Consider the following 12,669-nt stretch of genomic DNA (forward strand, 5'->3'; position numbering starts at 1 on the left):
TTTCCCCAAGGGCTTGCAGGCAGGCAAGGGGGCGGTTGGACATTCGCCCTCCTGGACAGGCCAATTGCACCATTATGTGTGGTCCCGCTTTATGCCACTTACCAGTGTATTGTCCTGGCTGTCCGGGATTATTCTTATCGGTAATCCAGTCGCCTGGCGAGAAGGGGATCTGATCCTATGATTGGTCGATGTTCATGGGTGTATCCCGGTCAGTCAGCCCTTCCCCCGTCCCTTTCGCTTTCAATTTAGGAGAATAGCGCCCTGGAAAAACGCAACAAAAGTACCGCCCCCCCCATTACGCGCCAACATAATTCAAACTCGCAACATAACGTCCAACATTTCAAATACTTATTTAGTTTCTTATGGACGTCCCGCAGGTTCATGCAGTATCTTGCGCAACGTCTTGCCTTTTTCCGTAAGCCGGTATTTCTGGAACCTGCTTTTCGGTTTGTCCGGAGAAGTCATTTCCACGGCTCCCGCCTCTATCGCTGACAAGAGGTACGCCCTGCGGAAATGGTCTGCATTCCTGAGACTGAGCGCCTCTTGGAGTTCCTTTCGGGAGTGCTCACCAGTCATAATATCGAGAAGTCGTTTGACTTCCATGGTGACTTCCATGGTGACTTCCATGGTGACTTCGGAGGCAGGTTTCAAAACGTCGGCAAAAGCAGGATGAATAGGAAATTCCACCAGAAAGAATGTGCGGTCATCATCCGTGTGGAATAAAGGCGCTGGAGATCTGTTCTTTCTGATCTCGCCCAATATTTTCGGGATGCCGGTTCCACGTCCTTCGGTCATTTCGAGTTCCTTCAAGAACTCGCCCACCCGGCGATTGCGATAGCGCCGTGAAAGGAAACGGAATTCGCGCATGTCCTGATCCCGGATGGACCGGTCCGGTCCTGGAAAGCTGCCCACAGTAAGTGAATCCGGCAGCACCCGCACCTCAACGGGTTCCCGGATTTCATAGGATCGGTGATATACTGCATTACAAAGGGCCTCCTCAACGGCCTGAAAAGGATAGTTGAAGGAGCGTTCCGCCTCAGCCCTGTCCGGATATTTTGTGACCTTCTCCTCAATGACCATGGAACTAATATGAGAAAGCGCTCGCTGAGGCGGATTTCCCGGATCTCCTCAAGCAGCCGTTCGTAATAGTCTTCGCCGAGGAATGTGCCGTTTTCCATGCGTTTCTTATCCAGCACATACCCCTTGATGGCAAACTCACGCAGTACCTGTGTAGCCCATTGCCTGAATTGCGTAGCCCGAATGGAATTGACCCGGTAACCCACGGAAATAATTGCATCCAGGTTATAGAAATCTACCTCACGGGCGACATCCCGCTTCCCCTCTTTTTGAACTATCCGGAATTTCCGGATAGTTGACTCCAGGCTTAGTTCCTGCTGTGCGTATATGTTCTTCAGATGTTCATTGATGGTTCGCACGTCAACATCAAAAAGCGCCGCCATCAGTTTCTGGGACAGCCAGATGGTTTCATCCTCGTACCGGGCTTCGATGCTCTGCTCTCCTGCTTGGCCCGTAAAGATCAGGAACTCAGCCGTGCTGTTGCGGATCAATTGGTTTTTCTTAGCCATTGTCCCTCCCTGGCCGTGACTTTTTAGATAAGAGGTTCATTTGATCAGTTGAGGAGTCCCAGCCCTCTCATGCCGGTGTCCGCCTTCAGGGAGGGAAGCCATGAATTGGGCGATTGCGGCAGGGGGTCAAAAACTGCCCGATGCCGGCGCGTGCCGTTCGGTCTGTCGAACCGTTAACCGACTGGCGAATATGGTCAAGCGCATGCAAGGGCGTCATGTCTGCCTGTGTTGCAGAGAGGCCATTGGACCCGCCCTCTCCCGGGAATTCAACGTGTTCATCCCCATCCCCAAAGCCCGATCCCATCACCCTGCGGACAACTGACGGCTTGAGCGCATACAAAAAGCCAGCAGTCGCTCCGTCAGCTTCGGGACACCTTCTCAATCCTTATTCCGACCTGCTCGAATCAATTAAGTCAGCAAGCGACTACGTCCCTTATTCCACCCCAATTTCCTATCCCAAAGAAAAGCATAAAATCATAGACGTCCCCCATGCTCCCCACTGTGGGGGCCGCAGAGGTTTTCCGCACATGCGTCGGTCGGGGTTTTCCCTTCCCGGGATTCACACTCCATGGCTGACTCCATTCCATCCTCTCGATCTGGCCCCATGCTCAGTCGAAGAAACCTTAAAACCTTACAGCGTTTCCGTGGCCCATAACTGCCTGAGGCCACACAAAAAGCCAACAGCCGCTCCGTGAGTCTCGGGACACCTTTTCAATCCTTAATCCGACCTGGTCGAATCAATAAAGTCAGAAGGCGGTTGCGTCCCCTATTCCATGATGGGGATTTGTTTAGGTCAAAAACTTTACTAACCTTTCTCTAAGCTTCTCTTCGTCTTTTAGTTCGCATTCCCAAATGACTTCAACACGCCAGCCCATCTCATTGAGCCGCCTTACATGTTCTCTGTCACGCTCAATGGTCGTTGCAAATTTTTCATGCCAGAATGACAATCTACTTTTTGGATTATAGGCGAACTTGCATCCGTCATGTCTGTGCCAGAAGCATCCGTGAACAAAAATTACTGTCTTATGTTTCGGGAGAACAATATCCGGTTTTCCGGGTAAATCTTTTCTGTGGATTCGGAATCGAAATCCGCATCTGTGCAGAATCGATCTAACAACTATCTCAGGCTTAGTATTCTTGCCCCCGATCCGCGACATATTCCAACTGCGCTTCTCTTTAGTTAAGTTGTCCATTTCACAACATGTTCATTTTGATAAAATCTTAGATACAATCTCCGCAATCTGGTATGCGAGCAAAGGTGGCACAGCATTGCCTACCTGTATGTATTGCTGAGTTCGTGGACCACAGAATAAATAGTTGTCCGGAAAAGTCTGAAGTCTTGCTGCTTCTCGAACGGTCAAACTCCTGCACTGGGTGGGGTCATAGTGGACATAATAGTGTCCATCTTTCGAAATGTGGCTCATTACAGTTGTTGCGGGTCGAAAAGCTGCCTGAACCCTGAACCTATCTGAAAAATCTCCACTCCTCGTCTCTCCATTTGCAGCTTTGCTGGCGTTCTTGTGGAGAGGCAGAAGTTCCTCGGGGAATTCACAAAGGTTAGGGGAGAACCCCTTAACTTTCGTATAGCAGGCTGCAAAAAAATATCTGTACAGGTCTTCATCCATATGAGACCTAGTGCTACTGTTACACACACCTCCAAGCCGCCCATCGACATAGCTTTCGGTCGATGCTGTCCTAGTGACGTTGTAGCGGACGAATTCGGAGCCTCTGTCTTTAAGTGGGCGGCGGAGCGATTCTGTTTGAGCAACGATTTCCTGATATATTTCACTCGAGGTTTCATCTTGGCTCATCCGTTTCAGCCATTTTTCATGCCGTATCTTTCGAAGCCACTCGAGCCATCTTTCCGGGCTGTCCTTACCGTTCGAAAAACCGCTGCGCAGCCTTGGAAGGGTGTGTAGAACTCTCCTCGTAGAAACGGATCTGCGCTTTTCCAAAGTCAATGCCCCTCGCGTGTCAATGTCTTCCCTGACCCCAACCAAGAACACTCTGTGGCGTGCCTGAGGAACTCCGTATTCTTCGCTTCTAATAACAAAATCATCAAGCCTTGCATATTTTGGCTGGCCTGCTGAATTTACAGCCTCAGGCGTCTTTGCGAGTGAAAATAGCCTGTATGTGTATTTTCTCTTACGCGAATTCTTTCTGTATGTTGCACCCGGATTTCCAAGGTCTTTGAGAATCTTCTCAAAAATGAAGTCGCCGTTAACTTTTGAAGACAAAATGCCCCTGACATTTTCCATAACAAAAATGGAAGGCCAGTGGCTGGCGATAATCCTCAGGTATTCCCTATATAAGAAATGCCTGTCGTCATTTTCTGCAACATAATTCTTGACGCCCTTGTTTCTTGATCTGCCAGCTGTCGAATACGCCTGGCATGGAGGGCCCCCGATCAGGACCCAGAAAGGACTATTTCCAATAGCATTTCTTAACCGGTTATCAACTTCATCCGGATTAACATCGCCCAGTTCCGCCCGCCAAGCCTGCTCCTCTGCCATTTCAGCCTCACGTTGGTATTGATTATAAAGCTGCTCCAACGTGATCTCCCCCCGTAGATGCATATAATATTCTTCCGGCACATTTTTTCCTCGAAAGTGCCAGAAAAACCTCCGCAACCTTAGGGTAGTGTGGGCATGAAGGTCCTTTTCAATCGAAAGCTTGATTTCAAAGGCGAATCCGGTATCTGTATTAAACTTGGAAAAGCCCTCCCCAAGCCCACCTGGACCTGCAAATAGATCTATCACTGGAATCCGCTCAAATTCCATAACAACTTTTCCATTGGCAGCATTTGCCGAACTGAATGAACATCGCCATTATTAACTGCCTCATAATAGTAAGGATGTTTTCATCATGCCGGACTAAATCCGGCATCCAGAAGCAGACTGGATTCCGGCCTTTAGCGGAATGATCGGGTAAAGACAATTAGGATGCTATTAATATGCTTCTCTTTGAGCAATACGGGCAGACAATCTCGATCAAACCATTATTCAAACAATGGAATAGAGCTCGGTAAGCAAAGCTGACATAAATCCACCTTCTCGCCTGTATGGGGTACCTACCAGCATTCCCCGATCCAATCCGTGGTTAATCGTTTCACAGGATGTTTCAGGCAAAAGGACGCAAGCGTGACAGGCTGCGAGATTTACAAGTCTGGATCCCTGCCCTCCAAGATGCTCAGAGCATACAGGGTCGGCCGAACACCAAGATGCACGGCTAAGCGCTCGATGTATGATTTGACCAAGACGGTCCGGACGACCGAGTTGCACAAGGCCACCCAAGGTCCCATCAGAATCGCCCGCAGCGGTGTAGATAAGAAGCGAAGCCATCGGGGCTTCCTCATCAGTAGAAACATAAATTCGCTCTCGTAAAGAAGCTGTACTGTATCCACATTCGAAGACAAATTGATTGATAAGAACATGTGCCATAGTGTGAACCAATAAATATTTAGAGGCCCATGCACGGTTGGCTGCCCCAAGAGGAGGAAGGGTTTGATAGATGCCCCCTAGTCGTACTATAAAGCCGTCATCTAGGCGATTCTCCAGCCACGCAGCCTGCTCTGCTTGCCATATGGCAATTTGGTTTTCATCTAATTCGATATAGATGCCTTCACCGAACACTTCGACAACGGGCAGCCAACGATCTTGTGGAAGTCTTGGCGGATCACGGAATAGTTGGTTCGTTGCCGTTTGCGGCATGCCAACCAAAGGGGCGGGAGCAGTGTCTAACCGATCGAAGCCATAAAAAGCCCTTGTCTCACGGAGACGCTCTACAAGATTTACGCGGTAAATCCAAGAAGTTACTGTTTGAGGAACACTGACCTGAATAACGCGCAGGTCGGGGATGTGTTCGGGATCATTGATTTCATTTCGGATGATATTAAACTCGGCACGACGGAATGCAAGGAGTTCTGATTCAGGGGCCGCTGGTTTCGCAGACCCGGCAGGCGCACTGCACTGTTCGTCTTCAAAAAGACTCTGCAACGCAGCCTCTATCTGCTCATGGTTATACGTAACCCCTCTTTCATCTAACCCAGCCGCGACCATGGCTACAGTGTTGCCGCGTTTTCCCATGTTCCATAAAGTTCTGCCGACACCTAATGTAGATGGATCCTGCTCAATCTCAATGCGCAAAAGCGAAACGGCCTCATCCTGGATTTCAATATCTGGCAATGAGATAGCAGAGATGGTCCGCGGGAAATATATATTTGTCTGATTGATGAGTGCGCCAACAAGAGGGTGGGGGCAATCTGGTTCATTGGATCCTTCACCCAGCCAAGGCCGGTCGCCGGGACAATTTATGCCTGCCTTTTGAAATGCGCTCTCCTCTCCTTTCCTGATATCCGGTTTAAAGGTCGTACCTCCAAGATGGCGTCCTTTTCTGCCTGGGGACCCTTGTGGGCAAGAACGACATTCTACTCTTATACTGGTGAGCTCTGAACCACCTCGATCCGTCAGGAAAAGACTGCCATCTCCCTCGCAATTGCAACCTATCCACTGCTTCCAGGGGAATTCACAAAGATGCCCTGCAGAACATACCGCAATGAATCGAACGGGCTGCCACCGTCCTCCCCCTGTCGGTTTGGGTAGACGAACTGACTCCAAGTTAAAACGACGCATTTCGCCAGTTCTTGTATGACGATACCACCTCGGAAATCGAACAGCAGGGATATGCAGGTTCGCATTCGGTGGAGGTATTTCTCCTCTTGAAACATGTCGATAATCCGGTGGGGAGCAAAAGCGGTCGACGCGCAATATCGCAGACAAACGGGGCTCAAATCGCTCAAATTCGGCACGGTTTGAACATTGGATCATAACGCCCGTTGTCTCGTCCCAACGCATAAACCAGTGATCTATTCCTGCCACAACATGGGGGATTCCACGGCGGTCTGTATATATACTGCCTGGGCCGAAGGGCGCGATAAGTTGACCAATTCGAATTTGCTTGTATCCCATGCTAACCTCTCCCAAAGCCTAACTGTCTGATAAGTGAAACTGGTATCAGATAATCCCTAAAGCCTATTCCTCGTCTATTCCACTATCCCCATATCCTTGAGTTATCTCCAATTCAGCGCTTCTGTCCACCTGTCGCATACTGCTTGGCACAACCACACCTCGGCGCTTCTGGCCAGCTGTTGCATACTGGCCAGGCCAAAGCATAAGATATTCACCATGCAGTTTCGGTGGGAAATCCTCCCATTCTTGAGGGTTTTGCCTCCATTTCCATAGCAATCCATTTCGCACCCGCTCCAGTTCTGCCAAGGACACAGACAGGTTTTCTTGGGCCTGAACGACATTACATCTGTCTATAAGCATTTGATAACATGCCAAAACATGTGCTTTATAGGATTCCCAGTTTTGAACAGACGCATCGGTTTGTTGTCTTGCCCAAGTGAGCATCGCCCCGTCACCTCCTCGTTGAATAGCAGAAAGTGCAAATGGTGTTGACGTTGTCGGCTCTACCCGTTCGTAAAGACGCCGGTGGTAACTGTGAAACTGTTCAAAATGTGATCGGTCTCGGCTTTTAGATGGATTATATATCATCAGAACCAGACCGGGCCGCTCCCACCATCTGCGGCCCACACGCCCTGTCACTTGGATATAGGTCGCTGTAGTCTTTGGCTGGCCAACTACGCTCATCAAAGAAAGGCGGTCGATATCAATGCCAACCTCAATTATATTTGAAGCAAGACATGCATCTATAGTCTGGCTGTTGGAGGATGAATCATATGCCACTGCCAGACGATCCAGCATCTTAACTATCTCAGCCTGGGAAAGGCGACTTGTGAGTTCCTCGATAATCCGTAGATTGCGCCGGTCATCTTGCGCAAAGCCCTCCCGGTTGAATAGAAACTTCAAGCGTGATCGTATGTCACTATCGAAAAGAGTTCTGGCGCCTCCAAGCTCCCTGATACTGTTATAAAAAGCTACCAGAGACCACCAGGGATCGCGCATAGCAGGATCAAGAGCATATGACCTGAATAAAGCCGCAGAGAAACTGCGGACCTGAGTTGTCAGTACTGATCCGTATCCACTTGCGTGAATACCAAGATAAAGCCTACCATCTTGGAGCCTTTCATGACCATCTCTTGCATATTTTCCAAAAAAGGAATCTCCCATTGTCAAACCCGGGCTCGGAAACAACTGGAAGCGGGTTCGTCCATATAATGCTTTGACTTGGCCGTCAGCGCCTCTTACGGTTGCAGTAGATGCTATAATCTTTGGTTTTGTAGTTATCTCGTTACTCTCATATGAACAAAGTCGTTCAAAGACAGTTTCATACAGAGCATACATCGTCCCAAGAGGACCGGATATAAGGTGCAATTCGTCTTGGATAATCAAACCAGGAGGTACAGAATCGTAAAAGACCTGCCCGTCAACAATTGATCTGCCAAAAAGAGACCCGGCTTCCGGTCGATAAGCAGCTATAGCCAGCTTGTCCGCTGTCGCTATGACAAGAGATGGAGGATGTTGATAGATCCGTTCATCAATAACCTCAACAGGTAGCCAATCTGCCGGATTTTCTTGCCCAAACGTACATTCTGGATCAGGACAGTGCAGTAAAGGTCCATTATCGCCATTATCTGATATTCCCTTGGTCCTCGCCATTTTCCAATGATTACGGGAAATATAGCTGGGACGATTGCCAGAATATCGTCCAATTTCTGCTCTGCACCAAGGGCATTCAGTGAGAACAAGCGGATTTCCTTCAATATCACCTCGCCGGAATTTGGCAATCTCATTTCTGGCTATTTTTATTTTGTTTGGCGATCCGTCAGATCCAATCCACAATCCGAGGGAAAACCGCCGACCAGGGATTGGTAAAATGCCGCAGGAATCAGAATTGCGACGAAGGTGCTCCATCGCACATATAAGGCTGGCGGCACGCTGAAACTGCTGTGTTGTGAGCATCCTGAGTGTGTAACGCATTAGCACATTTGTACCGTCGCGTTCAGGCTCGCTGTTCTCAGAATTCATCAAAAGACGCTCGTGAAACATATAGAAGGCCATGACGGCGAGATACGCCTCTGTCTTCCCTCCTCCAGTCGGAAACCATATTAGGTCAACAATCTCACGGTCAATTGAATTGCCCTCTCGAACACCAGCCAGGGACATCAGGAGAAATGCTATTTGGAATGCGCGCCATGTACCAATTCGGCCATTATCCTCTCCGCCCGTTTCATAGATACTCCAGGGAGACTGATAATATCCTTTGGGTGTTACAGATCGGACATTCGAATTGCAGTGGAGAGGACGACGGACTAATTGTTTGGTTGAAATCTGTTGTAAGAGCATGCTTAGGTTTGCCAATCGAAACGCCTTACGAGAATACGGATCGCTAATTAGGATGCTTATGCCGGAATTTATCCTCTCGAGGCATTTTTCACAAGCAACCAAATGCCTGCTCGCTACAGCAGCAAGATACTCTGGTAGTTGAGCAGTCTCATTTTGACGAGCACGGATCCATTCTTCGTAGCCTTCTGCCAAGTTGTACAAGGATTCCCATTCAGGGCTTTCCAAATCGTCCGGAAGTGTTGCCATAGCCCTCATCGTAATCTTAATAGGTTTCCCGCCAACCTCGATGTCAGGGGTCATGCTGGGCAATTCCACCGCAGGCATTACATCAGCATAAACCGTGGCAGGTTCTTTTCCAGGCTCGGCGTCCCACCCTGCTGAACAGCCATGACCAATACCCCAAGTTGCTGATTCGCGATAAAGAAGTGCCAGTGATTGTTCATCCGGATCGAGTTTTTCAAAGGGACGGTGGCTCTCGGGATATGGCTCTATCTTGCCACCAGCAATTTTGATTTCGAAAAATGACTGAAACAAAATCGCCTCCCGCGGTATTTGGTCTGCCGTTGGAACCGTCGAATTTCGCAGAACAACTGTCAATAGCCAGAGATGTTCGTGATCTCCCAACTGACGCGGCAATACTTCCACCTGTAAACGTATTGGCGAAGCCTCTGGCATTACAACATCCTTCCTAATCACCTGCTTACTTAGTATCTCGGGGTATTCAATCCTCACATAAGTCCCATCCAGCAGAGCTGGTACTCTTCGCCAAACCGGTGTCACCCTTTCGCGGCCGTTGCTATCAGCCCATCGGCGCTTACATTGTTCATACCGGCCGTTTAAGGAAAAAGGCACCCCGTCTTCATCCTGCCAAACAAATCGTCGTCTTATAGGCAGCATAACGTCCATGTGACATCTTGGCTTCATTTGAACACAGAAAGATATGCCCATAGTTGATGGATACCTGATATCCGGGCTTGTCACCTCAAAATCATCAAAAGTACCTTCAGCATCAACTGATTGTGAAACTTGGTTCCCATCATCGTCCTCGGTCACTGAATCCGAATCTATAGATTCCTCATCTTGGATTCCATCTTCTTGAAATTCAGCACCTAACGTATCTGTAGCTTCTAAAGCCGCTTGATCAGGAGGAGGGGTAGTTATTTGGGCGGAAGCAGGGTGAAGCAGCCCTGCGCCGTATTTTCGATGTGGCGTTTCGAGCTCGTAATACAGGACTTCCTGCGCATCGTTTTCAGAATCGGGGACCCACACTACTGGACCGCGGCGAAACGAGATTGGATCAATAAAGGTTCGGTCTTGGAACTGAATAATGTCTGGTTCAGAAATCGGCCGTGATGGGCCTAAAATTTCACTGCGGATCCATCCAATAACGTCAGATCGTTGTCTCATGTCTCACCTCAAGCTTGGAGCCATTTCAGGATACTCTCTTTAGAACTGTCTTCGCACAAAACGCGGACTGATTCTATAGCCCGAGTCAAGCCTGTATAAAAGAGGTCGCGCTGAAATTCCAGATTTTCTATAACTACATCAGTAAGAATTATTACCTTGTTTTCCATGCCTTTGTAGGAGTGAACACTTGCAAATGATGTAAATTCCCCTGACTGCCATGCCGGACGGACTTCAAATCCCTTCTGTCTCAGTTGCATTGCGGCGCTCATATTATCAGAGCGAAATGATAATAGGGTTATTTCGGACTTTTTGTATCCGTAATCTCTAAATTGTTTTAAATATTCTCCGATCTTCTTAAGTTGGTCTTCATAATCATGATAGAAGTAGATGTCATAATTGGCCACACTGCCACCAGAGCGCGCGTACCCAGAATATACGTGGCCTCCCAGACCAGCCAGCATAACCGCAGTATCTCCTACGATCCTGTAATTTCGGCAGTTTATGGACAGTTTCCATTGAACAGGACGACTGGCTTTATTAAGTTGGATAATCGCCTTTTCCAGGTTTTCCCTCGCCCGAAGAACCTGGTGATCAAAATCACCGAAGAGCGAAAAGGCTCCTGCTTCCATATTACCTGAAAGAAAATTCAGGAGGCATTGCCATAGTGTGGGCCTTGCAAGAATATCTTGGGCTTCATCGAGAACAAGGTAGTCGAGGGACGCTGTTGCCCTGAAATCAGGGTCTGTTATTCTCTCTTCAAGTTCTCGCGGCAACGTAGTTTCCCAGTAATCTTGCATTGGGGCTTGAGGATGTCGAATGCCTGCCATTTCTGCCAAAACGCTGATAACACGGCCTACCACAAGATTAGGAAGAGGTGGTCTTGTTTGTTCCAGCTTCCTTTTCATCCATTCTCCAACAAGTCGGTTATAGCACAACAGGGCTACACGTTTTCCATTCTCAGCGATACGGCGGGCTAACTCCATGGCAATCAGGGTTTTTCCTGTTCCAGCTCCACCTCTTACTATTAAGCGTTCGTTCCATTCTGCAAGCTGCAAAACAGGCTTTTGTTGATTTATCAATAGCCTTTCTATCTCCGCTTCCCGGTGCCTGATTTCCTCACGCCCATCTGGGCAAAACCTCTGTACCGGAACACACTGTTTTACAATTAACCCAATTTGGTCTTTAGTTAATGGTTGGTCAACCTGCTGCAGATTCACTTCAGCTGATACGCTTCTGATTATTCTGGCCTTCAAGTCCCTACAAAACTCCTGGCTGCTTTTAAAATTCCGAAACGTCCGTAAATCAATGAGTTCCCATGGTTGGACGGAGAGGTTTGGTGACAAGTCAAAATTGGCCATAGGGAAAATGCAACAATGAACCACTGGAATTCGTTTGAACTGCGGTGCGAGTTCCCTAAGCCTGCGATAGAAGGTATGCCTGCAGTCAGATGCCTGCTTAAAGGGTGACCGCGTTATCGAATTTGGGTACCATCTTTGACCATCAAATGAAATATTTTCATGCGATTTAACCTCAATACAGAGGATACCTGTGTCTGGAACAATAACAACAAAATCTATTTCTGTACGTAGCCCCCGATTCCACGGGGCAAGATCAAGAGAATGTATTACACTCCAGCTATCCGGGCCTCCTGCCAGAAGATTGAAAACGTCACGTTCCCCCGGAGGTGTGCGGTCATCCATGAACGATGGTATCATTCTCGCCATTGGTCAATTAGATCGACGTCAATAAATTTCTTAAACTGAAAGTCGGGAACCATGAATCCTTCCTCAACATTGAGCAGTTTGAGAAAATAAACTTTTCCCTCATGCCCCCCTTCAACAGAAATGTCAAAAAGAAACCCATTTGACTCTGAGGTTCGCTTACTGATCACAGGGATAGCCCGATTGAGAGCATCCACAAGGTTCTCTTCAATAAAATCATGCGCTTGAAAGCCAGCCTGTATGGCCTCACCTCGGGATCGACGAATTTCGTTCCAAGCTATTTGCCACCATTTAACGCCTCCTTTCGTCTCATTCGCATCATTTCCATGCTTGAGACCCAGAACATCTAAAAGGATCCTAAAATGCTTTATCTTTTGAGGAGCGTGGATGACGGTGCTTGGAGGTTTACACCAATTATTGATTGCGGTGTCCAGATGGATGAGGTTAAGACCGGCAGATCGCAGTCGCTTGACAAAATCGAGTAAATTGAGTTTGATTTGATCCTCTAACCGGCGCGTGTCAAGATAGTTGTCGGACGAGGTGACTATGCAGCTTTTTTCATTTCGTCCTTCAGCTGCGGATTCAGCCGCACCGTTGGTATTGGATTCCAGTTACGAGTCTTCCCGGACCAACGCTCGGGATGCCGCC

7 protein-coding genes and 1 pseudogene are annotated in these 12,669 nt (G+C 48.3%); 1 reads left to right on the forward strand and 7 read right to left on the reverse strand.

Going from position 1 to position 12,669, the window contains the following annotated elements:
- Window positions 1-360: 360 nt before the first annotated feature.
- Window positions 361-912: a hypothetical protein gene (locus K9N21_21045; GenBank protein ID MCF8146402.1), complete on the reverse strand. Its 552-nt coding sequence runs from the start codon at window positions 910-912 to the stop codon at window positions 361-363.
- Between the two features lie 185 nt (window positions 913-1,097).
- A pseudogene (locus K9N21_21050) lies at window positions 1,098-1,586 on the reverse strand (virulence RhuM family protein).
- Window positions 1,587-1,686: 100 nt separating this feature from the next.
- Between K9N21_21050 and K9N21_21055 the strand changes: the two are divergent.
- Complete coding sequence (locus K9N21_21055) at window positions 1,687-1,908, forward strand: hypothetical protein (protein ID MCF8146403.1); 222 nt, start codon at window positions 1,687-1,689, stop codon at window positions 1,906-1,908.
- 466 nt (window positions 1,909-2,374) lie between these two features.
- Here K9N21_21055 and vsr read toward each other — a convergent pair whose 3' ends face one another.
- From vsr to K9N21_21080, 5 genes are all read right to left on the reverse strand, one after another.
- Entirely contained in the window at window positions 2,375-2,779 is a 405-nt protein-coding gene (gene vsr, locus K9N21_21060; protein ID MCF8146404.1) for a DNA mismatch endonuclease Vsr, read from the reverse strand.
- Window positions 2,780-2,791: 12 nt separating this feature from the next.
- Window positions 2,792-4,366 carry a DNA cytosine methyltransferase gene (locus K9N21_21065; protein MCF8146405.1) on the reverse strand — a complete coding sequence of 525 codons (1,575 nt, stop codon included), beginning with the start codon at window positions 4,364-4,366 and terminating at the stop codon, window positions 2,792-2,794.
- Window positions 4,367-4,588: 222 nt separating this feature from the next.
- A complete protein-coding gene (locus K9N21_21070; GenBank protein MCF8146406.1) occupies window positions 4,589-6,553 on the reverse strand; it encodes a DUF1998 domain-containing protein in 1,965 nt (654 codons plus the stop codon).
- A 63-nt stretch (window positions 6,554-6,616) separates the two neighbouring features.
- Window positions 6,617-10,300: a hypothetical protein gene (locus K9N21_21075; protein ID MCF8146407.1), complete on the reverse strand. Its 3,684-nt coding sequence runs from the start codon at window positions 10,298-10,300 to the stop codon at window positions 6,617-6,619.
- Window positions 10,301-10,308: 8 nt separating this feature from the next.
- Window positions 10,309-12,000 carry an NERD domain-containing protein gene (locus K9N21_21080; protein MCF8146408.1) on the reverse strand — a complete coding sequence of 564 codons (1,692 nt, stop codon included), beginning with the start codon at window positions 11,998-12,000 and terminating at the stop codon, window positions 10,309-10,311.
- Window positions 12,001-12,669 lie beyond the last annotated feature (669 nt).

The sequence above is a fragment of the Deltaproteobacteria bacterium genome, from assembly GCA_021737785.1.
Classification (GTDB): domain Bacteria; phylum Desulfobacterota; class DSM-4660; order Desulfatiglandales; family Desulfatiglandaceae; genus AUK324.

Excerpts from the sequence above, each read along its gene's own strand:
- K9N21_21055 (MCF8146403.1), top strand. The coding sequence starts at position 1,687 with ATGAATTGGGCGATTGCGGCAGGGGGTCAAAAACTGCCCGATGCCGGC.
- vsr (MCF8146404.1), bottom strand. The coding sequence starts at position 2,779 with ATGGACAACTTAACTAAAGAGAAGCGCAGTTGGAATATGTCGCGGATC.
- K9N21_21065 (MCF8146405.1), bottom strand. The coding sequence starts at position 4,366 with ATGGAATTTGAGCGGATTCCAGTGATAGATCTATTTGCAGGTCCAGGT.
- K9N21_21070 (MCF8146406.1), bottom strand. The coding sequence starts at position 6,553 with ATGGGATACAAGCAAATTCGAATTGGTCAACTTATCGCGCCCTTCGGC.
- K9N21_21075 (MCF8146407.1), bottom strand. The coding sequence starts at position 10,300 with ATGAGACAACGATCTGACGTTATTGGATGGATCCGCAGTGAAATTTTA.
- K9N21_21080 (MCF8146408.1), bottom strand. The coding sequence starts at position 12,000 with ATGGATGACCGCACACCTCCGGGGGAACGTGACGTTTTCAATCTTCTG.